This is a genomic window from Bradyrhizobium sp. HKCCYLS1011, assembly GCF_051167795.1.
Classification (GTDB): Bacteria; Pseudomonadota; Alphaproteobacteria; order Rhizobiales; family Xanthobacteraceae; genus Bradyrhizobium.
In genome coordinates this window covers 351,302-374,514 of sequence record NZ_JBNPTT010000005.1, presented here as the reverse complement: position 1 = coordinate 374,514, position 23,213 = coordinate 351,302, and the positions used below count along the sequence as shown (strand labels likewise).

The following is a 23,213-nucleotide window of genomic DNA, read 5'->3' as shown; positions in this document are numbered from 1 at the left end:
AAACAAAGACCAGGGAGAAAACAAAATGAACAAGACGTCGAAAGGCGTGACACCGACAGGATTGAGCCGCCGGACCGTGCTGTCCGGCGCCGCCGCCGTGGGCCTTGCCGGCGTTGCACGCGCGCAGGCCCCTGGCGAGATCAAGGTCGGACTGATCGTACCGCTCTCGGGCATCTACACCCGCCCGGGCCAAGTGATGAAGATGGGGGCCGAGTTGGGCCTCGACCACATCAATGCGCAAGGCGGCGTCAAGGCGCTCGGTGGCGCCAAGCTGAAGCTGGTCGTGATCGACTGCGGCGACACCACCGAGAAGGCCAAAAACGCGGCGCAGCGCATGGTTGCGCAGGAGCCCGATCTCGTCGCCGCCACCGGCGCGTATCTCTCTTCGTTCACGCTCGCCGTGACCGAGGTGACCGAACGCGCCGAACTTCCCATGCTGACACTGTCCTATTCGGACCTGCTGACCGACCGCGGCTTCAAATACATCTTCCAGACCGCCGCGACCGCAAGCCGCCAGTCCGAGCTCGGCCTGCCGACGCTCATGAAGCTCGCCGAAAATGCATCGGGCAAGAAGCCGAAGACCGTGGCGATGCTGATGGACAACACCGCAACGTCGGTCGCCACAGCCAAAGCGCTCAAGGAGAAACTGTTCGCACAGGAAGGCCTGCAGCTCGTGGTCGAGGAAGTCTGGACTCCGCCGCTGTCCGACGCGACACCGCTGATTCAGAAGGTTCGCTCCGCGAAGCCCGATCTGCTGCTGTTCATGCCGAATGCGGTGTCCGACGCCAAGCTCGGCCTAGAGAAGATCAGCGAGTTCGGGCTCGGCCAGGGCAAGATCCCGACGGTGTCCTTCAGCATCACCATTGCCGAGCCCGACATGCTCCAGAGCGTGAGCCCGGAGACCGTGCAGGGCATCATGACCATCGTCGCCAACTGGGGTTCGAAAGGCCACGAAGCCCTGATCACTGAACTCAAGGCCAAATACAAGGAGCCCTGGATGACGCAGAACGTCATCTCGACCTATGGCGACATGTGGCTGATGAAGGAGGCATTGGAGAAGGCCGGCAAGGCCGACCGTAATGCGGTCGCGGAAGCCTTCCGCACCATGGATGCCGGCCCGTCGAAATATTATCCAGGCGGTCAACTCAAATTCGACGAGAAGGGCCGCCGCGTCGGCGCCGGCGTCGTCATCGTGCAATGGCAATCGGGCGTGCCTGTCACCGTTTATCCGCCCGAACTCGCGCAGGCAGAGCCGTTCTGGCCGAAAAAATCCTAAAACGTCGCGCGATTTTCAGGGAGGAAAATTGTCATGACTGCGAAGAGCAAGATCACGATATCGAGGCGAACGCTGCTGGCCGGCGCGTCCGGCACGCTGATCGCGGCCCGCGCCCGGGCACAGCAGCCTGCCGAGATCAAGGTCGGCCTGCTTGTGCCGATCTCCGGACTCTACGCTCGCCCGGGGACTGTGATGCGCGAAGGCGCCGAGATGGCGGTCGATCACATCAACGCGCAAGGCGGCATCAAGGCGCTCGGCGGCGCCAAGCTGAAGCTCGTCGTGCTCGATTCCGGCGATACCACGGAGAAGGCCAAGAACGCCGCCCAGCGCATGGTGGCGCAGGAGACCGACCTGGTCGCGGCCAGCGGCGCCTATCTGTCCTCGTTCACGCTCGCCGTAACTGAGGTGACCGAGCGCGCCAACCTGCCCGTCCTCACGCTCTCCTATTCCGACCTGATCACGGATCGCGGCTTCAAATACGTGTTCCAGACCGCGGCCACCGCGGGTTCGCAGGCGAAGCAAGCGTTGCCCCAGATCATCAAGCTGGCGGAGACAGCCTCTGGCAAACGGCCGAAGACGGTCGCGATCCTGACCGACAACACAGGGGCCTCGATTGCCTCAGCAAAGGCGATGCGCGAAGGCCTGCTGGCGGAGAACCAGTTGCAGCTGATCGTCGACGAGACTTTCACGCCTCCACTGGCGGATGCGACGTCGCTGGTCCAGAAGGTCCGCTCGGCAAAGCCCGATCTGCTGTTCTTCCTGCCGACCGTGATCTCGGACGCAAAACTGCTGCTGGAGAAGGTGAACGAGTTCGGCCTCGGCCAGGGCAAGGTGCCGACCATCTCGTTCGGCATCGCGATCGCCGAGCCGGACATGCTGCAGACGGTGAGCCCCGAGCTGCTGCAGGGTGTGCTCACCTGCGTCGCCAGCTGGGGCGCCAAGGGCCATGAAGCCCTGATCGCCGAGTTGAAGACCCGCTACAAGGAGCCGTGGATGACCCAGAACGCGATCTCCACCTATGGCGACATGTGGGTGATCAAGGACGCACTGGAGAAGGCCGGCAAGGCTGATCGCGTCGCCGTGGGCGAAGCGCTGCGGACCATGGATGGCGGCCCCTCCAAATATTATCCGCTGGGCGAGATCAAATTCGACGAGAAAGGCCGGCGCGTCGGCGCCGGGATGACCATCGTGCAGTGGCAGTCCGGCGTCCCGGTGACCGTGTTCCCGCCCGAGCTTGCCCTGGCACAGCCGTTCTGGCCGAAGAGCTGACAACGTCCCAAAGAGAATTGGAGAACAAGATGGATAAGGCGACCTACGAACGCGGTCTCGAAATCCGCAAGAGCGTGCTCGGCAGCGAATTCGTCGACAAAGCGATCGCGTCCGCGGACGAGTTCAACCGCCCGATGCAGGACCTCACCACCGAATATTGCTGGGGTTACGTCTGGGGACGTGAGGGGCTGACGCGGAAGACGCGCAGCTTCCTCAATCTGGCGATGCTCTGCGCGCTCAACCGCCCGCATGAGCTGAAGACCCATGTCCGGGGCGCGCTTGCCAACGGCGCAACGCGCGAGGAGATCCGCGAGGTCTTCATGCAGGTCGCGATTTATTGCGGCGTGCCGGCCGGCGTGGACGCGTTCCGGAATGCGAAAGAAGTCTTCGCAGAGCTCGACAAGAACAGCGAAGCGACGCCGCGATGAAGGGCAAATGGGCACTCGTGACCGGTGCGACTGCGGGCCTTGGACTGGCCATTGCGGAAGGCTTGGCGAGCGCGGGTGCCAATATCATCCTTCATGATCTCATTGCGCCGAAGCAAGCCGCGGATGCACTGCGCAGCCGCTTCGGCCTCGAGGTCATCGCGGCCGGCGTCGATCTCTCTCAACGCAACGCCATCGAAGCCATGATGGCGGACCTGCTGAACCGCTGCGGGGCCATCGACATCCTCGTCAACAATGCGGTGGTCCGGCATTTCGCGGCAGTCGAGCAGTTTGCTCCCGAGCACTGGGACCAGGCGCTGGCCGTGAACCTTTCGGCACCATTTCATCTGATCCGCCTGGCCCTGCCGACCATGAAGCAACGCGGTTGGGGCCGGATCATCAACATCGGCTCGATCTACTCGAACCGCGCGGTCGAGGACCGGATCGACTACGTCACGACCAAGACGGCCATTCTGGGCATGACCCGCGCCGTCGCCATCGAGACGGCGCGCAGCGGCATCACCTGCAACACGCTCTGCCCCGGTACGCTGCCGACGCCTGCGATCCTGAACAAGATCGCAACCATGGCGTCGAGGAGCGGCCGTCCGGTCGAGGACATGACCCGCGAATATCTCGGCGAGCGCCAGCCCACGCAGCGCTTCATCGGAATGGATGCTGTTGCCGCCGTCGTAGTCTTCCTCTGCGGTCCGGCCGCAAACGACATCACCGGGGCCAGCCTGCCCATCGACGGCGGCTGGTCGGTCGCATGAAAGCATTGGAATAGGAGCTTAGCGATGCCTGAACAATCGAGTCAGACTGTCTTGCTGACAGGCGCCGCCGGCGGCATGGGACGCGCTATTACCAAAGCCCTGCTGGAGAGCGGCCGCCGCGTCGTGCTGGTCGACCGCGATGCCAAGGCGCTTCAGGAGCTGGCGGCGACAGCAGGCAGCGCCGTGTTTCCGATCCAGCTCGATGTCAGCGATCCCCAGGCAGTCGATCGCTTACCGGACGCGATTCCAAAGCCATTCAAGCCGGTCGACGTCCTCATCAACAATGCCGGCCACGATATCGGCGGCCGAACGCGCTTCGATGTCGGCTCGGCCGACGACTGGTCTAACATTATCCAGACCAACCTGATCGGCTTGATGCGTGTGACGCGCGCGATTCTGCCCGACATGGTCCGGCGCAACGCCGGCCATGTCGTCAACATCAGCTCCATCAATGCAGTCCGGATCGTCCCTGACATGGCCGCCTACAGCACCAGCAAAGCGGGCGTGCACATGTTCACCGAAACGCTCCGGGGCGAGCTGGCGGAAACGGCGATCCGGGTAACCGAGCTCCAGCCCGGCCTGACCCGGACCAATATCATCCTCACCCGCTATCGCGGCGACAAGTCGAAGGAACAGGACTATTTCGACCAGTTCAAGATGGCGCTCGAGCCTGCCGATATTGCACGCTCGATCGTCTTCGCCCTTGACCAGCCCGCCCATGTTCAAATTGCCGAAATGATGATTCTGCCTGTAAACCGGTACTGAATTTCCCAACCAGGGTCCGAACATGGAAAGACGTGGCAAATTGCAGTCGACACTCCGCATCGAGGACGTTCCGACCGTCCGTGCGATGGTCGCGCAAAAGCTGCGCGGGGCGATCATGTCCGGCACGCTCAAGCCGGGCCAGCGCCTTGTCGAGCGCGAACTCTGCGAGATGATGGGCGTCAGCCGCCCCTCGATTCGCGAAGCGCTGCGCGCCCTGGAGGCTGACGGGCTGGTCAAGACGGTGCCGCATCGCGGCCCGGTGGTCTCGACAATCAGCCTGGAGGAAGCACGACAGCTCTACGCGGCGCGCGCGGTTCTCGAAGGATTTGCGGGACGCGAATGCGCCCGGCTTCATGATCCGGAGGTGGCGCGCCGCATCGGGGAAGCTTTGACACGGCTGAAGGCGGCCGCGGCCAAGCAGGACCTGGTCGGATGCCTTCAGGCCAAGACCGACTTCTACGCCGCGCTGATCGGCGGCTGCCGCAACGCCTTCATCGAGCGCATGCTCAAGCCTCTGCACGACCGCATTCAACTGCTGCGGATCACCTCGATGTCGCAGCCGAAGCGGATCAACAAAAGCCTGCGCGAAGTCACCGCGATCTGGCGCGCGATCCAGAACGGCGATCCCGATCTCGCCGAGCGATGTTGCGTCGATCACATCAATGCGGCCGCGGTGGCGGCGCTCGACATGATCGAGCGGTCGAAAGGGACCAGCGACATAGCCAATCCTTGATTGATTGGCACTCACACTCATTATGTGTTCGTCGCCCACGCTCGTATCACCCTGTCTCGCCTGACATCGACGAACGTCATATCTGCTAGTACTGACATTGGCGCATGCACCGTAACGAGCTCAAAACTGCACGCCTCGAGTCAGGGCTCCGTCGACCACGACATTGGTCCCGGAAATGAAGCTTGCGGCGCGGCTCGCCAGAAAGACCGCCGCGTTGGCCATCTCCTGCGGCGTGCCCATGCGCCCGGTCGGATTGAGCGCCAGCGCCGCGCTGTAAAGCTCGGGGTTGTTGTCCTTGATATTGTTCCACACCCCACCTTCGAAATAGGTGTTCCCCGGCGAGACCGTGTTGGCTCGGATGCCCTTGGGCGCCAGCTGATAGGCGAGCCCTTGGGTGTAGTGGATGATCGCCGCCTTGAACGTGCCATAGGGACCGGCGGCGAAATCGATCTCGCGTCCAGATACGCTGGAAATCGTCACGATCGCGCCTTGCTTGCTCTTTTCGAGATAGGGCATGGCGGCGTCGACGAGCCGGACCGTGCCCATCATGTCCGTGGCAAATTCCTTGCTCCAGCTCTCGTCGTCCTGGCCGATCGCGAGCGCGCTCACACTGGCGACGACGATATCGATGCCGCCGAGCGCGTCGGCCATCTCGGTCACCCAGGATTTCAAAGCTGGGCCGTCGGCAACGTCGAGCGCCTTGCCGGCCGCCGTCGCTCCGGCAGTTTTCAATTTGGCCACTGTGGCTTCGACCTCGGCTGCGTTGCGCGCGCAAATGCCGACATCGGCGCCCTCAGCCACGAGCGTTTCCGCGATTGCCCGGCCGATCCCCTTCGTTGCACCGGTCACCAGAGCTTTCGCTCCCTTCAGGCCCAGATCCATCATCAACCCCTCTTGTTTCGGTGTCTTCGAACCCTGACAAACGGAGTCGTTGTCACTCCGCGCGTCGACAACTTGCAAACGATATCATCGATTACCGGGCTGCGTTCTCACGAGGTCTCGGTAGCTGTGAGGCATGCGCATGGCCACGAGATCTTTCCGCCTGACGACATTGGTCGGATAGACACTGTCGAGATTGCCGGTGTCGATCTCCGCCGCCGCGATCCTCTCGCCGTTGCCGACGATGGCTTCCCGACGCGGGAATGCGAAGGTGTCTGGGCCAAATACGCCGCTCAAGCCGGGATAGCCGCGCTCCGGATCATGCACATTGGCGAACGCGAAGAATGTATTGTTCTCACCTGCCCGCACCCGGAAATGATGCCAGTGATAGGGATCGGCGCCGGTCGGGATCGGCGCAGGCTGCGTCACTATGGTGCCCTCATGCGACGCGGTGAAAGTGCCCGTTAAGGCTGCGGGGCACGCGATGAGATCACAACCGCGCAGCGCCAGCACCCGCCCTGCTTCCGGAAACAGCGCATCATGCCCGATCAAAAGGCCGATGCGTCCAAGCGGCGTATCGACCACCGTCCAGCCCTCGCCGGCACGTGCCCAACTCCGGTCCTCGTGACCAGGATGCGTCTTGCGATACACCGAAATAACGCCGTCCGGCGCCACCAGACAGGCGCTGTTGTAAAGATCATCGCCGGCACGCTCCGCAAGGCCGCACACGACGAACAGCCCAAGCTCAGCCGCGAGGGCCGCCAATCGGTCCGTAACGGGTCCCGGGATGGGCTGCGCAGCGGCAGGCGGATCGGACAGACCAGTTGCGGCGAGTTCGGGAAACACCACGAGTTCGGCGCCGTCAGCTTTGGCTTGGCGGGCGAGGACAGCGATCTCGGCCAGGTTCGTGTCGACATCAGCCCTCGGTGCAAATTGCGCGACGCTCACGCGCGAGCGCTTTCCCGCCGGCCACGGCTGATGACCATAAAGGCCGAAGAACTCGTGAGGGTTCCAGCTAAAAGTGTTGGTGAGCAGCTCCGCATAGAGCTCCGGCCGTCGCTGGGCGAACACCGCTTCGCCGAGCACACGTCTCTGGCGTGTTGTCGCGAGATCGACCTCGGCCGCAGCGATGCCGTCGCCCTTGTCGATCACGGCGACGATGCTGCCATCAGGTGCGATGACACAGCTGCCGCCCGAGAACTGCACGGTACGCTCCAGCCCCCAGCGGTTACTCTCGATCACATAGCAGCTGTTCTCGAACGCCCGGCTGATCCAGTAAGGTGCCGGGGTCCGCTCGGCGAGCCAGTTCGAGATGTGGCAGATGATGTCGGCACCGCCGAGCGCCATCAGCCGCGCGGTCTCGAGGAAGTGGATGTCCATGCAGATCAGGAGCGCGATACGCCCGATCCCGGTCTCGAACACCTGATTATGGAGATCGCCTGAAGCCGCCCATTTCGGCTCGGAAATATACGGATGGGTCTTGCGGTGCCGGCCGATCACGCCGTCAGGACCGATCAGCACCGCCGTATTGTAATAGATGTCGTCGTCATCGACTTCAGGCATCCCAATCACGACGTAGCAGTTGTGACGGCGGGCGAATGCCGCGAAGCGATGCGTGGTCGAACCTGGGATCTTCTCGACGAAAGGCGCGACCTCGGCGCGATCGTGCCAGCAATAGCCGGTCGTCCCCATCTCAGGCGTAACAATCAGCCGCACGCCTGCGGCGGCCGCCTGCTCGCATAGTTCGAGCAGGCGCGTGATGTTGCGCTCCTTCTCGCACATGACAGGTTCGAACTGGACCGCCGCAACTTTGTATTCCGACGACATCCCGCCGCTCCCGTCAGACCAGGAACGACTTCTTGATCGAAGCGCCGAGGGTGTATTTCGGATCGACCATGTTGCCGAGCCTGATGCGTCCGGCCTGGGTCAGCAGCATATAGGCCTCGATCTCTTCAAACCCGTAGTCTGCCGCCATCCACCGGCACAGCTCGCGATAGGCGATCCGCGCGGCATCCTCCATCGGCCGCGCCGAGCCGATGGTCATGATGAAATCCTTGGTCTCCAGCCGCGGCCAGGCGATGGTCCAGTTCTTGATGAGATCGACCTGAACCGTTGTCACGGTCGGATGCTCGATGGCGACACCGCAAAGCTCGCCGTCGCCCTGCGCGGCGTGACAGTCGCCGAGATAGAGCAGCGCGCCTTTGGTATTGACCGGCAGGTAGATCACCGCGCCGACGCCGACGTCCGGCAGATCCATGTTGCCGCCATAATAGTCCGGGACCAGCGAAGAGATCGCCTCGATCTCCGGAGAGGTGCCGATGGTCCCGATGAACGGTTCATAGGGCAGCGTGATCTTATCGTTCCATTTGGTGCCGCCTTCCAGCGTGATCTCCAGCTTCTTGACCCTTTCCGGCAGCGCAGGGTTGAGCAAGGCCGTATTGCCGGTCGAGACCAGGCCCCCGAAATCCGGCATGACAACGGTGGTGCCGCGTGGCTGCGGCCCGCGAGGCACGATGCTCTCGATATAGACCGCAAGCGTATCGCCCTTCTCCGCCCCATTGACATATACGGGGCCGTTCTGCGGGTTGAGGAATGGAAAGTTGAGGATCTTCGACGGGCTGTCGGTCTCATGCCTGATCGCGCCCTCGAATGCGTCGTGCGTTTCGGCGGAGACCACAGCGCCCGGATCGACGGTCAGGATGGGATCGACGTACGGGCCGTAGACATAATGGTACTTGCCTTGATCCCGTTCGGTGATCACGTGGTGCGCACCGCGCACGCCCTTGGCCACGCCCTTGCGCGCCATGATCGACTCCGTCTGCCAAGCCATTGTCATGCTCCTTCTCGATCTCTTCTCGTTCTGGCTCTTTGGTAAATCAGACTGCAAGATGACGACGCATCTCAACCTCGTCATCGAGAGCCTCGCGCGCGAGGCTCGCGGTAATGCGACCCTTGTCCATGACGTAGCAACGCTGCGCCATGGCGCGGATCATGTCGAGATTCTGTTCGACCAGGATGATCGTCACGCCGGTCTGGCGGTTGAGCTCGACCATGTTACGGGCGATGTCCTGGACAATGTTGGGCTGGATGCCTTCCGATGGCTCGTCCAGCAGGATCAGATGGGGATCAGCAATCAGGACGCGGCCGATCGCAAGCTGCTGCTGCTGGCCGCCGGACATGGTGCCGGCGCGCTGGTTCCAGCGCTCCCTCAGGATCGGAAACGCTTCGAGGATGCGCTGCTTGCCCCGCTCGGGCACCCCTCCGCGTTTCACGGCTGCGCCGACCGCAATGTTCTCGCCCACAGTCAGTCGCGGAAAGACGTCACGGCCCTGCGGCACATAGCCCATTCCGAGCCGCGCCCGCTTGTGCGCCGGCAGATATTCCACCGCTTCGCCGCGATAGACGATCGACCCCGACATCGCCGGCACCAGACCGATCAGGCTCTTCATCAGCGTAGACTTGCCGACGCCGTTGCGGCCGATCACCGCAACGATCTCGCCCTCGCGAACCTCGATCTCCAATCCCTGCAGCACCGGCTTGCCGCCATAGCCGGCGCGCAGGCCGAGCGTAGTGAGGATGACTTCCTTGCGCGCACCCTCAAGCATGGGTCTGCCCCAGATAGATCGCCGCGACGCGTTCGTCAGCCACGATCTCGTCGATCGAACCCTGCGCGAACACCTGACCGAGATGTAGCACCGTGACGCGCTGGGCGACCTGGCGCACGAAAGCCATGTCGTGCTCGATCGCAAGCACGGTCATGCCCAACGCATTCAGCCGCCGCACCATCTCACCCGTCATGTGCGTCTCCTCCGGCGACATGCCGGCGGTCGGCTCGTCCAGCAGTAAGAGGCGCGGCTTCAGCGCGATCGCCATGCCGATCTCCAGCCATTGCTTTTGGCCGTGGCTGAGATTGCCAGCGGTCTGCGCCTGCTCGGCGGCAAGCCCGAGAAAAGCAAGCAGCCGGTCGATCTCCTGCACGAGCTCGCCCCCATGAAGCCGGCTCTGCAACGCGATCTCGAGATTCTGCCGCACCGAGAGCCCCTTGAACACACCCGGCACCTGGAATTTGACCGACAGCCCGCGGCGGATTCGCGCGAAGGACTTCAGCGCCGTAATGTCCTCTCCGGCGAAACAGATCTGGCCGCTGCCGGGCTGATGCTCGCCGAGGATCAGCCGGAACAGCGTGCTCTTGCCGGCGCCGTTCGGGCCGATCAGGCAATGGATCTCGCCCTGCTCCAGCACGAGATTGACGGAGTTCGTCACGTGCAGGCCACCGAAATGCTTGTTGAGGTCACGCAATTGCAGGAGCGCCATCACGCCGCCTCCTGCTTGCGGCGCCTGGCGAGCCGAGTGATCCAGTTGATGATGCCGAGCACCAGCCCGTTGGGCGCGACCAGGACGGTCGCAACCAGCAGCACGCCCATGAACACCAGCGCATATTGGCTGCCGTAGATCGTGAGCGCCTGGAAGCCAGATAGCACCACCAGCGTGCCGATGACCGTGGTGGTGAGATCGCTGCGGCCGCCGACCGCAACCCAGATCAACGGCAACGCCGCTGCGGTCATGCCCATGCTGGAGGGCGTGATATACTGGCCCCATACCGTGTAGAGCACGCCGGACAGCCCGGCGAGCGCCGCGCCGATCACGAAGGTGATCAGCTGATACTTCCTGATGTCGTAGCCCAGCATCTCCGCGCGTTCGGGATTCTCGCGGATGGCGACGATGACATTGCCGAACGACGAGTTCATCAGGACGCGCAAACCGAGATAGACCACAACCAGCATGCCGAGCACGACGTAATAGAGACCGACATCAGCAAACAGCACGATCGGCTCATCGAACCAGGGAATCGTCAGCGGCGGCATCGCGCTCATACCGTTGAAGCCATTCAGACGCGCGGCGCCGATGTGCCACTCCGGACCCGCCGTCTGCGCCATGAAGCGCTCGAGCATCAGGGTCACCGCAAGGGTGACAATCCCCAGGAACACGCCGGCGATGCGGCCGAAGAACATGAAATAGCCGAGCAGCAGCGCAAACAGCGCCGCAACAGCGATCGCGAGCAACAGCGCGACCCAGGTGAAACCATAGCCCGCACCGAAGTTGATGGTCAGGATGCCGTAGCCATACCCCGCAATGCCGAAGAAGGCGGTCTGGCCGAAGGACAGCGAGCCGCCATAACCCCAGATCAGGCTCAGGCTGAGCGCGATGAACACCCAGACGAAGAAGTAGACCGTGTTGCCGACCGTGTAACCATCACTGAAGAGCGGATAGGCAACGGCGCCCGCCAGCACCAGTGCGAACAGGGACCAGAAGCCGCGACCGCGACCGAGGGTCTGCGGACCTTCGAGACGGCGGAACAGCGAGACCATGGCACTCACGATCGCCTCCTCAGGTCCGCTCGCGCAGGACGAAGCCGGAGATGCCCTTGGGCAGCACCCGGACCACGATGATGACGGCGATCAGCAGTCCGATCTGGCCGAACAATTGTCCCTGCCAGGACGTCATTGCCGATTTCACCACCGCGAGCACGCCACCGGCCGGCGCGGTGCCGAGGAACACGTCCGCACCGCCGATGACCACGGTGACGAACGCCTCCATGATGAAGGTCGCGCCCATTGTTGGCACCAGGGTCATGGTCGGCGCATAGAGACCACCCGCGAGACCGGCGAGCCCTGCCCCACAGGCGAACGTGAGGCTGTAGATCAGGCGGGTGTCGACCCCCAGCGCAGCGGCCATGTGCGGCACCTGGATGGTGGCGCGCGCCAGCACGCCGAAGCGGGTCCAATTGAACAGCGCATAGAGCGCGCCGAGCACCGCGAGTGCTGCGAGGAACAGCACGATGCGATAGACCGAATAGGAATAGGCGCCGACCTGGAAGCTGCCGAACGGTGTGCCGACCCCGGCCATCGTCGACCCGACCAAGATCAGCGTGCCTTGCGTGGCGATCAGGCTCAACCCCCAGGTGGCAACGATGGTATCAAGCGGACGGTCATACAGATGCCGGATCACCAGCAGTTCGACCAATACGCCGACCAGCGCGGCGACCAGCGTGCCGCAGAGAATGCCGAGCGGGAGCGGCAGCCCGGCATGCACGGTCGCTGCGGTCACATAGGCGCCGCACATGATGAACTCGCCATGCGCGAGATTGATCACGCCCATCATGCCGAAGATGACCGCGAGGCCGCAGGCCGACAGCACCAGGAAGGCGAAGGCGTCGCCGAATTGATAGAGCGCGGAGAATGCCAGGGTCGCGATATCCATGTCTCGATCGGTTTGTGCGGGGGTCAAGGGAGGCGACGACGTCGCAGCATGCAAGCATCGCCCTGGCATGAGGGGCGCCGGGGCGATGCTTCCGCCGATCAGGGCTTCGGCGGCGGATTCGACGGCGTGTATTGCGCCATCGGATCCTTCTTGGTCAGGTCGCAGCCGGCCTCGCCGAGCCAATAGGGCTTGATGTCTTCCCAGACCTTGGGGAACGAGATCGAATGGTCGGCGCCGACCTTGGCAAGATAGATCGTATGCGACATGTGCTGGCTCTTCGGGTCGATGCAGACTTTGCCCTCCGGCGCGTCCATGCAGACGTCGCCTTGCGCGATCACCTTGCGGATCTCATCGCGCTTGGTCGACTTCGCCCGCTCCACCATCTGCTTGTACAGATAGACCGCCAGATAGGAGTTCTCGGCCTCCTGGTTCACATAGGGCTCGCTCGGAAACTTGGCCTTGAACTTGGCGTAGAACTCCTTGCTCTTCGGCGAGTCGATTTCCTCGATGTAGTTGGTGGTGACATACATGTCCTTCAGGCTCGGCGGCTTGAAGCGCTTGTGCTCGTAGCCCTGCCCGACATTGACTGAGGATGCCATCGGCAGGTTGACGTTGGCCGCGGCTGCCTGCTCGTAATACGAGGCCTGCGCGGTGCCGACCAGCAGCGTGACGACGAAGTCCGGCTTGGCCTTCTGGATGTTCTGGATGCTTTGCGAGAACTGCGACACGCCGAGCGGGATGAACTCTTCGCCCGCCATTTCGCCACCGTTCTCCTTGACGATCTTGCGCACCCACTCGGCCGAGATCTGGCCGAAATTGTAGTCGGCGGCGAGCGTGTAGACCTTTTTGCCGTAGGTCTGCATCATGTAGGGAATGAGCGTCGAGAACTGCTGCTCCGGCACCGCCCCGGTGACGATCATGTGTCCGTCACAGACGCCGCCTTCATACTGGTTGTTGTAGAACGCGAAACCGTTGAACTGGTCGACGATCGGCCGGTAAGCCTCCCGCGACGCCGAGGAGAAGCCGGCAAACACCACGTCGACCTTGTCCCGCTGCAGCACGCGCCGCATGAACTCCTGGTAGCGGGTATTGTCTGATTGGGTATCGTAGGTCACGAGCTCCAAGGGGCGGCCCATGATGCCGCCGGCCTTGTTGATCTCGTCGGTCGCGAGCTGGATCGCATGGACCTTGCCGATGGTCGCCGCGGCGAAGTCGCCGGACTGGTCCTCCAGCACCCCGAGCTTGATCGGATTTTCCGCGGCGAACGCGCCTGACGTAAGGACAAGCGTCCCCGTGAGGGCTGCGGCACGCAGCCCCCGCACTACAGATCTGGTCATCATGATGCTCCTACATCGCTTGCTTGTTGCCGCCTTGCAGCGTGATGCTGGTCGTGCGGTCGGAGGTGTCGGGCGGCTTCGCCCATCTGCTCAGAAGTTCCTCGCAGAAGTGCTCCAAGCTCTGCCGTCTGCGCATGCTCTCACGACGAAGCTGGGAATAGGCTGCGTCTTCATCCAGGCCCTGCTCGCGCATCATGAGAATTGTCGCGCGGAGCACCGCGCGACGTCCGCGGCGACGTTCCTCGAGGTCGAGCAACCGTGCGTGCGCATCTGCGCGCAGGAGGAACTGGTTAATCCCCATGAACAGCGCCGTATAGACCGCGCCCCCATGAACCGGCTTGCGCAGGAAGGCGGTCGCACCGAGGTTGAGCAGCGCCTTCAGCCGGCCCGGCGCCTCGACACCGACAATCCCGATCACCGGAACCGGCGGCAGCTTCGAGGCAGGATCGACATCGATCGCAATGGCCTCATCGAGATCGCCGTCGACGAACAGAATATCGCGATCCGGCGACAATGCCGTGATATCGATTTGTGCCCGACCATCCGCAATCTCGGGAAACTCGCAAGCCACGCCGAGCTTGGCCAGCGTCGTCTCCAGCGTGCTCTCCCGTCCCGATAGCCGGGAAATCACGAGCGCGCGGCTGCCCTTGAAGTTCTGCAGCAGTCGGAAGGTCATGACTTCACCATTCGGAGCAATGGAGGATGCATCGCAGTCGCAAAACGCGGCGAGGACTGAACCAGATAGGGATCCGGCGCGATCGGCTGGCGCGCCTCCAGGAGCAGCTCGAACTGACCATTGGCCAAGGAACGTCCAATGCGCGGGGTGAGCCAGGCGTGGAAGGTCTGTGGATCGATCCTCACTTCGCCTTGCGGCGCAGCCAGACGCCGGTTCGCGACAGCTCCCCGCACGGCGCGGGCTTCGTCATTACCGACCTGCGCCAACGTTGCCGCCAGGAGCTTGACCGCGATGTAGGACGCTTCCGCATCCGCCGATGCTACCGGCCCGTCCGGGAAACTCTCCAAGTAGGCCTGCATGAACTGCAAGTTTTCGGGCGTTCTAAGCGACGAAAAGTAGACGCTCGACGACAAGTGTCCGTCGACGGCGTCGGAACCGATTTCCCCAAGTTCCGGCTCGGACAATGTGCAACTTGCGACCGGAATCTCGTTGGCCTGGTCGATACCGGCGCTGCGGCACGCCGCACGGAAATTTCGGAAGAACGCATAGGCACTGGTACCGATCAGGTTGTTGAACACGAAGTCCGGGCGCTGCTCCAGGATTGAAGCTATCACCTGGTCGAACTCAGTGTCGCCGACCGGGAGGTACCGTTCGGCCACAACCGCCCCGCCCCGCGCGATCAAGGCCTCACGGAATATCCGGTTGTTCTCCCACGCCCAGATGTAGTTGGAGCCGACGCAGAAAGCGCGCTTGCCGACACCGGAGACGAGATAGTCGACCAGCGGCAGCACGTGCTGGTTCGGAGCCGCGCCGGTATAGATGACGTTGTCGGAACTTTCGAAGCCTTCATAGTGCGACGGGTACCACAGCAGGCCGTCGTGCTTCTCAAAGCAGGGAATGACCTCCTTCCGACTCGAGGAGGTATAACAGCCGACCACTTGCCGTATGCCTGCCTTCAGGAGGTCGAGGCTGAGCTCGCGATATTGCGTGAGATCGCCGGATGGGTTGACGACGACCGGCTCCAGCACGACGACATCCTGAGACTGATTGACCTCGCGGAACGCCAGCAGTGCCCCATTCAGCATCGATCGTGCGACGACGCTGTAGGGCCCCGTCGTCGAGAACATCACACCGATCCGAAGCTGCTTCCGCGCCATACCTGAACCCGAAACGAAAAAAGCGCCCGCCGGCCGTAAAGCCGAGGGCGCCCTCGCCACCAACCAAACGCACCTCAGTGGCGCGGTGTTGGAAATGATCTGAACTCATTGCGTTAGCGGGCAACCGTTGCCCAACGCGTATTGCAACGGTCGTCTAGAACCAGCAATCTGTCAAGACTGTTCTAAGAGCGACAACTGCATTAAATCGCACCACCATGCGTCAAAACTATGCATAGCGCGAAGTGCTGAATTTCAGCATGCCGCAGCGAGCTCCCCTCGAAGCTCGAGGTAATGATGTTTTAATCGCCGTCGTCCGCCGTCATAGCTGAGGCGGTCCCAGCGCCGCCGAGGGTGGACTCTCCGGGGCATCTCTCTGCTTTTCGCCAGTTGGATTAGCTGGCGGGAAGATGCTGTCATAGATTGCGCGAGCTTCTCGAATGAGGCGCTCTCGGTCGCGCTCAGACTTTGGCACAAATCGGATCAGTTCGCCCATATGTGCACCAGTTGACTTAAGAGCCTGAATACTAGCTACCGCTCCCGCCACATCTGAAGAGACGAACCAACCGACGCATCCCTCACCACACACTCTCGCCGTAGCCTATGCTTTCGCAAGCTTGAGAGTTTGGGGAACGACAAGATCAAGGCTGGCGCTCCCTAGCAGGACCATAGCGATTCTTCAGGGTTCAACGAGTTTGCCAACTTGTCCTGCGCAGATCGATCATTGACGCACGGTGTGTTTTCGGACGGTTGGCAAGCCCCGTGCTTGCCACAGCAGCTGGTCCGCCCCTCGCCTCGCCTGCATAGGTGTGGAGCGCAACAGCCGCTGTCGCTGATGTCATAGAGCCTTGCAGCGCGATTCACACTCGCGATGTCTTAGAGCTTCAGGGGTTCAGCGCCTGGCTGGGTGATTTGAATATTGGCGAAGCGACACGAGCCGCTGCGGCGTTGGAAGAGAGAGACACCAAGCAGCCACACGTTTACGACGGACTTGGCTGCGCCACCGATGTGCTCCTTGTAGTCGGCATAAATGTCGCGCTCGTCACTGACCCACTTGCCGAGATCGGCGAGACCGCTGCGGACCGCCATGTGCGACTCCAGCGGCGTCCAGCGCGGGATCGGGCAGCGGAACGCAGTGCCGATCGGAAGGCTCGAGCTCCAGAAGTAGGTGAGGTCCTGGCCGTCATCAAACTCCGCGGCGATCGAGAGATAGTCGTGCGAGGTGAGCTGGTTTTCCGGCAGCCGCGACGGCAATTCCTCGACGATCCAGCGCCAGCTCAGCTTGGTCTGCGGCTTGAGCTCGATACCGACAGGACGCTGCAGAATGCCCGCGTTCTTCAGCGGCTCGACGGAGATCGCCCCGTTGCCGATGTCATTGAAGATGACCGGCCCGCCGCCCAGCATGAAGAAGTTGTGCCAGCCCGCGGGCAGCTTACGAGGCGACTGGATCCGCGCCAGCTCGGCGCCGAGGATGCCGTCAACGTCGCCGTGGCCGAGCAGGCTGGTTAGGCCGGCGATTGCGCTGCCGCGCCAGACGAGCGCGACGCCATAGATGTGCGCGTCCGCCTTGGCGTACTCGTCCTTCGGCACTGCCAGCTCGCCGCCTGCATCCTTGAACTCGACGAGCGAGCGCGCCATTTCGAGCGGACCGTCGGCGGCCGCCGTCATCGTTCCGGTGTTACTCATCGGATTGAACATGGGGCGGGTGCCCCGGGTCCGGACATGAAACGCGACCCCAGGCTCGACCCACAGGTCCTGGTCACGGGCGAGCCAGACCCGGCCGCCAATCAGGAACGTCACCTCCTGCCCCTTGGCGAGGGTGATCCCGAGATCCTTCCACGGCAGCTCACTGCCGACGAGATCAAAGACGTGGGCCTCGCGGAGCTCGGGGGATTTGGCCCTGGCGACGAGCGCCGTCACGCCATCAACGAGCTCCGCGCGGTCGAGAAAGCCGATCGCCGCCATTGCTCTGCGATCGAGGACGAGGGTCGCGAGCGGCACCGTCAGGCCCAGCGCCACGAGCCGCTTCAGCAGGTAACGCCGATTGAGTCCGTCTGCACCGTGAGAGCAGCCGGCATGGTCAAGCAATCCGCACATCGGGGCCTCCCTGGCTATTCGTTCGCGCCGTCGCAGAGGCCTAGCGCAGCGGGCGCAGCAAGGCTTGAGACCGTTGCCCGATATGGCTGGGCATGGTGCCCTGGGTGACGGAGCGGGTTGGCGTGGGCAGCTGCCCCGACAGCCGCAATCCGATACAGCCCCGGATTTGTTCGCGCCTCACGAGGCACGCGGCGAGACCGGGCATTTTGCCCGATCGCGATCTCCGCCCTTGCCAACGAGGCGGAGATCGGCGCCAAATCGACGAGTCCAACACGGAGCGTAACCAGAGGATATGGAGCGCAACCATGCACCTCCTGTTGCACCTCATCGGACGGCTCGTTGCGGTGGTCGCCGTCTGCCTTAGCATCGCGGTGGCATGGGTCATGATCGATGCGCACCACGCGATCGATGCCGACGCCGCGGCTACCGCAGAACGGGTCGGCCAGCGCCTGGAGAGCCTTTACTGGCAGAAGCTGCTGTGGCGCGACGGCATGAGCCGGGAGATGCTCCTTCCGATTTCCGACTGGCAGACGCTGACCATTGCGAGCGTTGTTTCGCCGGGAAACTGCGTCACGTTCGATTCGCCCGGCGAGGCGCCGCGGCAATTGTGTAGCCAGATCGAGGCGCTCGGGCCGCCGGCACCGCGGCTGTTTGCCGCCGCGTTCGATCTGCTGTTCGGCCCACCAACACCAGTGAGACGGCCCTTGACCGTACGCGACTGGAACGCCGGCTTCATCGTCGCCGCGGCGGCGCCGGAGGCCGCGCTCCGGCTGGCATGGCGGCAGGTTTCCGTGGTCACCGGAGTCGCCGCGGCGATGGCCGCAGCCATCGCCGTGTTCGCTGCGATGACGATCGGACACGCGCTGATCCCGGCGCGCGCCATCATCGATGGGCTGCGCCGGCTGCAGCAGGGCGATCTCGGCTGGCGCCTGCCCGGCTTCCGCACCGCCGAATTCAATCTGATCGCGCGCGCCGTCAACGAGCTCTCGGCTGCGCTGGCTCGCACCAATGCGGCCCGCACGGCGCTCACCGCGCGTCTGTTCCAGGTGCAGGAAGAGGAGCGCCGGTCGCTGGCGCGGGATCTCCACGACGAGTTCGGGCAATGCCTGACGGCAACGGCGGCACTGGCGGCGAGCATCGAGGCCGGTGCATCGCCCACGCGCGCCGACCTTGCCGACGATGCCCGCGCCATCGCCCGCATCCAGCGCCAGATGATGGAGAACCTACGCAGCGCGCTGGTGCGGCTGCGTTCTCAGGACGTCGAGGAAATCGGGCTCGAAGCCAGCCTGCGGCAGCTCGTAGGCGACTACAACATGCGGGCGGCCGCCGGCGCAGTGTTTCGCCTGAACGTGATCGGCGAGCTAGCTGCCTTGCCGAAGCAAGTGGCGATCGACGTCTACCGCATCGCCCAGGAATGCCTGACCAATGCGGTGCGCCATGGCTCGCCGACGGAGGTGGCGTTGAGCGTCGAGTGCGCTACCGTCGGCGCTGGAACGATCGCCCTGACGGTGGAGGACGATGGCGGCGGCGATGCGGTGTGCGTCGATCCGCGTCATGGCCATGGCATCCTCGGCATCCGGGAAAGGGTCGCAGCCCGCGGCGGCAGCATGTCGATCGGCAAGGCCGCCCGCGGCCTTCGTCTGTCGGCGGTCATGCCGCTGATGGGACCGGGGCCTGCGCAAGCCCTCCACGGAGCCGGCCCATGACCCCGGTTCGCATCCTGCTCGTCGACGATCATCCTGTGGTCCGCGAAGGCTATCGCCGGCTGCTCGAGCGCCAGGCCGGATTTGAGGTGTGCGCCGAAGCCGACGACGCGATGCAGGCCTATTGCGCCTACAAGGACCACCGTCCAGACGTTGCGATCATGGACATCGCCCTGCCCGGCGCCAGCGGCCTTGAGGCGGTGCGTCATATCCGGCAGTGGGACGGGGACGCCCGGGTGCTCGCTTTCAGTATGCACGCCGGCCCGGCTTTCGCGCTCAAGGCGTTCGAGGCCGGCGCATCGGGATACGTGACGAAGAGCACCAAACCGGAAGACCTGCTGAGCGCGGTGAGGACCGTCGCGGGCGGAGGACGGTTCTTGAGCGAGGACATCGCGCGCGCCGTCGCGGCCGACCGGCTGGCCGGGCCGCGAAGCGTGGTGGAGCACTTAGGCGCGCGCGAAACAGAAATTCTGCGCCTGCTTGCCTCGGGAATGACGAGCAACGCGATCGCCGACCTGCTCAATCTCAGTCAAAAGACGGTCCGCAATCATCATTACGCCATCAAGAGCAAGATCGGAGCAAACAACGACGCGCATCTCGTCTGGCTCGCCGTCAGCGCGGGCCTCGTCAGCATGGCCGACGCCCGTTTCGATGTCGATCATGTGCAGCGCACGGCACGGGCTGGCTGATCCTCCCTGCTAGCGCGGATGAAATCGAGGTGTCGACGTTGCTGTGCCTGGCCGAAGGCTTTCGCCGCTGGTGTCGATGTCGGCGGCGATGTTCCCACGGGTTGCCCCCCTGCGATCTCGGCCGGTTTGGACCGGCTACCACGGCGCTCGTCCATTCGGCTTCGGGGGCATCGGGCAAGTTGCTCGTGCAGATCAGCAAACGGCTCGGCGCCACCGGATCGTCGACCCCATCACCCTGCTCGGCCAGCTTGGTGTCGACGGCGATGGCAGAGAGTTTCGTTTGGGAACCTCATACAATGGAACTTCGGTTGCAGCCGAAATGATCTTCGGTTTCAGCTTCGACATTTTCGCTTTCGCACTCGCACCACGCGATTTCGGTGCAGTAAACGAATCTGCACGATCTTTGTCGCGAAAGTTTCACATTTTTACCTTGTTTTTCAGCAGCGCTATGCTCACTTCCTGGCAGACGCAACTAATCAGTCCCTGTATTAATACGTGTAAATGAAGGCCGCTGGTCATTTCGACGACTGCCTTCAGGGAAATTAGAAGCCAATGGTGCGAATGGACGAATAACAGGGTGGATCAAGATGGCGTTTGTAGAGTGCTGCCAACGTTGCCAAAGTCACCGTAACAACATCAACCGCTACGAACGATTACTGAAGACCTATCTCACGGATATTGAGCGAAATTTCATAGAATTGCGGCTCTGGGAAGAGCAAGTCGCATTGCGACAGATCAATCAAAAGGCATCGTTGAGTTGATCCGCGGCGAACGCCGGGAACGCCCGACACTCCCATGATGTGGGCAGATGCCAGACGCGGCTGACGCTCGTGGTATAATCGGGCGTGGCATACAGGACGCCTGGAAGCGGCCTGGATCGTGAGGTCCTGGACCTACCTGATGAAACGGTGCGTATCGTCTCCGCCTGGGTCACGAGCCGCCGAGACTCCGTTGCAGTGGAGCCAAGGCCGATCGTGCGCGCGGCTCGGGCGGAGTCGACCGCTCAACCACCACCTCACGGGCGACCTTGGTCCGCAATTCCATGAGGTCCACGAACACGTCGGCCTGGCGACGCAGTTCGTCGGCTATCATCGATGGCTGGCTCGACGTTGTGGAAACGACCGTCACGCGGACACCGCGGCGCTGGACCGCCTCGACCAGCGCGCGAAAATCACCATCGCCGGAAAAGAGCACCATCTGGTCGATGCATCGGGCGATTTCCATGGCATCGACTGCGAGTTCGACATCCATGCTCCCCGTCCGCTTGCGGCGGCCGCTGGAGTCCGTGAACTCCTTGGCAGTCTTGGTGACGACGGTGTAGCCGTTGTAGTCGAGCCAGTCCACCAAGGGTCGGACCGAGCAGTGATCCTGATCCTCTGCGATCGTTGTGTAATAAAACGCGCGCAGGAGCATGCCGCGGCTGTGAAACTCCTGTAGCAACCGCTTGTAATCTACGTCAAAGCCAAGCGCCTTGGCTGTGGCGTGGAGATTGGCGCCATCGATGAACAACGCGATCTTGGGAGTATTCATGGATCTCGCTTGGTGCCGGGGAAGGAAATTGGCAACGCAACAGTTTCTTTGTCAGCCGCCCAGGCGGCGCTTAGGCGAGCGTGCCCCTGGTTCGATAGAAGATGCCTTTTGTTCTTAGCAGTCCGACGTCGCCGATACGCGGCGCGCCCCGTCCGGCGCGCCGTTCGTGCCAGTGTGAGCCACCTCACCGTCGTAAACCTTCGTTTGCTCGCCGGTCCGGTGCCGCGCTCCGCCTGCCGAGATCTGGAAGAGCGGGATGCAGACCGCAAACAGCGAACAGCCCCTCTCCGTATCCTGGCTCTTTTCGCTCGATGACCTCGCCCGACGGCGCCTGCCGACACCGCGGAAGACGGAATGACTGGTGACCGTGTACAGCGCCAGCAGCGGCAGGGCGAAGACGCCTAACCACGACATCGCAGCAAGACGCGCGGGCGCGGCAGCCCCCTCGTCAATGGTGATCGAGAACGGAATCATGTAGGGCCAGAACGAGATCGCGAGGGTCGCGAACCCGACTGCGAAGATCATCATGCCCGCGTACAACGCCAGGTCGTCGCGGCGATAGTGCATCGTCGCCGACAACAGGAACGACGCGACCGGACCAGTTGCCGGTATGGCCAGGAGGTAGGTGTGATCGAGCCAACGGCTCATCACCCTGATGTCGCCCACGAAGGCGTACAAGAACAGAAAGGTGAAGAACGCCAGCAGCCCGCCGGCACTATATTCGACGAACTGACGCGCCTGGTCCCGCAGACCTCCTTCGGATTTATAGAAAATCCAGGCCGCGCCGAGCAGGCTATAACCGAAACACAGACCGATACCGCAGACCGCGGCGAACGGACTGATCCAGCCAAACGCGCCGCCTACGTAGCCACTGCTGGACAAAGGAAGTCCCTCGACGAGGCCGCCAACCATCGCACCTTGCATGAAGGCCGCGACGAGAGAGCTGCAGCAGTAGCTCGCATCACAGATCGAGCGGGCGGCTTCAATCTTGAAACGGCATCCGCAGGCAACGCGACGCACGATCAAGCAGGCCAGCATCAGCGATATCGGGAGCTGGAAAGCCGAGATCAACGTCGAAAAGACGATCGGAAACGCGCCCCACAACACGGCGCCTGCAACGATCAACCATGCTTCATTGCCGTCCCAAAGCGGGCCGACGGCATTGAACATCCGCTGCCGCCATCCCTCGTTGGGCGTCAGTCCCATCAGGATTCCAATGCCAAGATCAACACCGTCGAGCAATACGTAGGTCACGATACTGAGCGCAAGCACGGCAATCCAAACCATGATCATCTGCTGCTCTCCTGCAAGCCCGCACGCCTGCGCCGATCAGGGCTCGGTCCTTGGCTCTAAATTTGGTTGACAGCTACTCACAAACCGGGCCTGAGACGGTTTCCATCGACACTTGTTTGGTCCTGACATGAACGATGCGATCGAGATTTTCGCCATCGCCGTGCGACACGGTCCTGATTGTTCTTTGATGCGACCTCGGGAATCTACTGAACGAGGGGATCGGCTCGTAAACCTTGGCTTAGTGTGTCGCCCGCTTCGGACAGCCGCCGAAGATCGTCTGACCCCGCTGCCGATCTACCTCGGACCTGCGCTCACGCTGTCGATCGGGCGGGGCTGTGCCGGCCAGCCGCGGACAA

Annotated in this window: 22 protein-coding genes; 9 read left to right on the top strand and 13 right to left on the bottom strand. The window is 62.8% G+C overall.

What is annotated here, in order from left to right:
* The first annotated feature begins 25 nt into the window (after positions 1-25).
* From ACQR1W_RS18785 to ACQR1W_RS18760, 6 genes are read left to right on the top strand one after another with little or no spacing between them, the layout of a single operon-like run.
* Positions 26-1,276 carry an ABC transporter substrate-binding protein gene (locus ACQR1W_RS18785; protein ID WP_434852179.1) on the top strand — a complete coding sequence of 417 codons (1,251 nt, stop codon included), beginning with the start codon at positions 26-28 and terminating at the stop codon, positions 1,274-1,276.
* Between the two features lie 33 nt (positions 1,277-1,309).
* A complete protein-coding gene (locus ACQR1W_RS18780) occupies positions 1,310-2,545 on the top strand; it encodes an ABC transporter substrate-binding protein (protein WP_434852178.1) in 1,236 nt (411 codons plus the stop codon).
* 29 nt (positions 2,546-2,574) lie between these two features.
* Positions 2,575-2,973, top strand: coding sequence for a carboxymuconolactone decarboxylase family protein (locus ACQR1W_RS18775; RefSeq protein WP_434852177.1), 399 nt, complete (start codon positions 2,575-2,577; stop codon positions 2,971-2,973).
* Positions 2,970-3,740 (top strand): SDR family oxidoreductase, encoded by a 771-nt coding sequence (locus ACQR1W_RS18770; protein ID WP_434852176.1) that lies wholly within the window; start codon positions 2,970-2,972, stop codon positions 3,738-3,740. The genes ACQR1W_RS18775 and ACQR1W_RS18770 overlap by 4 nt, the downstream gene beginning before the upstream one ends.
* A 24-nt stretch (positions 3,741-3,764) precedes the next feature.
* Complete coding sequence (locus tag ACQR1W_RS18765) at positions 3,765-4,505, top strand: SDR family oxidoreductase (RefSeq protein ID WP_434852175.1); 741 nt, start codon at positions 3,765-3,767, stop codon at positions 4,503-4,505.
* Between the two features lie 22 nt (positions 4,506-4,527).
* Positions 4,528-5,238 carry a GntR family transcriptional regulator gene (locus tag ACQR1W_RS18760; RefSeq protein WP_434852174.1) on the top strand — a complete coding sequence of 237 codons (711 nt, stop codon included), beginning with the start codon at positions 4,528-4,530 and terminating at the stop codon, positions 5,236-5,238.
* Positions 5,239-5,358: 120 nt separating this feature from the next.
* Here ACQR1W_RS18760 and ACQR1W_RS18755 read toward each other — a convergent pair whose 3' ends face one another.
* The 11 genes from ACQR1W_RS18755 to ACQR1W_RS18705 all read right to left on the bottom strand — a co-directional run bounded on the left by ACQR1W_RS18755 (position 5,359) and on the right by ACQR1W_RS18705 (position 17,642).
* Complete coding sequence (locus ACQR1W_RS18755) at positions 5,359-6,120, bottom strand: SDR family NAD(P)-dependent oxidoreductase (protein ID WP_434852493.1); 762 nt, start codon at positions 6,118-6,120, stop codon at positions 5,359-5,361.
* Positions 6,121-6,204: 84 nt separating this feature from the next.
* Positions 6,205-7,944, bottom strand: coding sequence for a nitrilase-related carbon-nitrogen hydrolase (locus tag ACQR1W_RS18750; protein WP_434852173.1), 1,740 nt, complete (start codon positions 7,942-7,944; stop codon positions 6,205-6,207).
* Positions 7,945-7,957: 13 nt separating this feature from the next.
* A complete protein-coding gene (locus ACQR1W_RS18745; RefSeq protein WP_434852172.1) occupies positions 7,958-8,947 on the bottom strand; it encodes an acetamidase/formamidase family protein in 990 nt (329 codons plus the stop codon).
* Positions 8,948-8,993: 46 nt separating this feature from the next.
* Positions 8,994-9,722, bottom strand: coding sequence for an ABC transporter ATP-binding protein (locus tag ACQR1W_RS18740; RefSeq protein ID WP_434852171.1), 729 nt, complete (start codon positions 9,720-9,722; stop codon positions 8,994-8,996).
* The gene (locus ACQR1W_RS18735; protein WP_008969318.1) at positions 9,715-10,431 is read right to left on the bottom strand and encodes an ABC transporter ATP-binding protein; all 717 of its coding nucleotides are present in this window, start codon (positions 10,429-10,431) and stop codon (positions 9,715-9,717) included. Before ACQR1W_RS18735 ends, ACQR1W_RS18740 begins: the two co-directional genes overlap by 8 nt.
* A complete protein-coding gene (locus ACQR1W_RS18730) occupies positions 10,431-11,486 on the bottom strand; it encodes a branched-chain amino acid ABC transporter permease (RefSeq protein WP_434852492.1) in 1,056 nt (351 codons plus the stop codon). The genes ACQR1W_RS18735 and ACQR1W_RS18730 overlap by 1 nt, the downstream gene beginning before the upstream one ends.
* A gap of 19 nt (positions 11,487-11,505) precedes the next feature.
* Positions 11,506-12,378 carry an ABC transporter permease subunit gene (locus ACQR1W_RS18725; protein ID WP_008969320.1) on the bottom strand — a complete coding sequence of 291 codons (873 nt, stop codon included), beginning with the start codon at positions 12,376-12,378 and terminating at the stop codon, positions 11,506-11,508.
* A 98-nt stretch (positions 12,379-12,476) separates the two neighbouring features.
* On the bottom strand, positions 12,477-13,715 hold the full coding sequence (locus tag ACQR1W_RS18720) for an urea ABC transporter substrate-binding protein (RefSeq protein ID WP_434852170.1): 1,239 nt from the start codon (positions 13,713-13,715) through the stop codon (positions 12,477-12,479).
* Between the two features lie 10 nt (positions 13,716-13,725).
* A complete protein-coding gene (locus tag ACQR1W_RS18715) occupies positions 13,726-14,391 on the bottom strand; it encodes an ANTAR domain-containing response regulator (RefSeq protein WP_434852169.1) in 666 nt (221 codons plus the stop codon).
* Positions 14,388-15,548, bottom strand: a complete 1,161-nt coding sequence (locus ACQR1W_RS18710) for a transporter substrate-binding domain-containing protein (RefSeq protein WP_434852168.1) — start codon at positions 15,546-15,548, stop codon at positions 14,388-14,390. The genes ACQR1W_RS18715 and ACQR1W_RS18710 overlap by 4 nt, the downstream gene beginning before the upstream one ends.
* A gap of 873 nt (positions 15,549-16,421) precedes the next feature.
* Complete coding sequence (locus ACQR1W_RS18705; protein ID WP_434852167.1) at positions 16,422-17,642, bottom strand: DUF3047 domain-containing protein; 1,221 nt, start codon at positions 17,640-17,642, stop codon at positions 16,422-16,424.
* A 305-nt stretch (positions 17,643-17,947) separates the two neighbouring features.
* Between ACQR1W_RS18705 and ACQR1W_RS18700 the strand changes: the two genes are divergently transcribed.
* The 3 genes from ACQR1W_RS18700 to ACQR1W_RS18690 all read left to right on the top strand — a co-directional run bounded on the left by ACQR1W_RS18700 (position 17,948) and on the right by ACQR1W_RS18690 (position 20,539).
* Positions 17,948-19,348: a HAMP domain-containing sensor histidine kinase gene (locus ACQR1W_RS18700; RefSeq protein ID WP_434852491.1), complete on the top strand. Its 1,401-nt coding sequence runs from the start codon at positions 17,948-17,950 to the stop codon at positions 19,346-19,348.
* Positions 19,345-20,034 carry a response regulator gene (locus tag ACQR1W_RS18695; protein ID WP_434852166.1) on the top strand — a complete coding sequence of 230 codons (690 nt, stop codon included), beginning with the start codon at positions 19,345-19,347 and terminating at the stop codon, positions 20,032-20,034. Before ACQR1W_RS18700 ends, ACQR1W_RS18695 begins: the two co-directional genes overlap by 4 nt.
* 76 nt (positions 20,035-20,110) lie before the next feature.
* Entirely contained in the window at positions 20,111-20,539 is a 429-nt protein-coding gene (locus ACQR1W_RS18690; protein WP_434852165.1) for a hypothetical protein, read from the top strand.
* 425 nt (positions 20,540-20,964) lie between these two features.
* On the opposite strand, the gene ACQR1W_RS18685 is transcribed toward ACQR1W_RS18690, so the two are convergent.
* Entirely contained in the window at positions 20,965-21,564 is a 600-nt protein-coding gene (locus ACQR1W_RS18685; RefSeq protein ID WP_434852164.1) for an NYN domain-containing protein, read from the bottom strand.
* A gap of 114 nt (positions 21,565-21,678) precedes the next feature.
* The gene (locus ACQR1W_RS18680) at positions 21,679-22,857 is read right to left on the bottom strand and encodes a cytochrome d ubiquinol oxidase subunit II (protein WP_434852163.1); all 1,179 of its coding nucleotides are present in this window, start codon (positions 22,855-22,857) and stop codon (positions 21,679-21,681) included.
* Positions 22,858-23,213 lie beyond the last annotated feature (356 nt).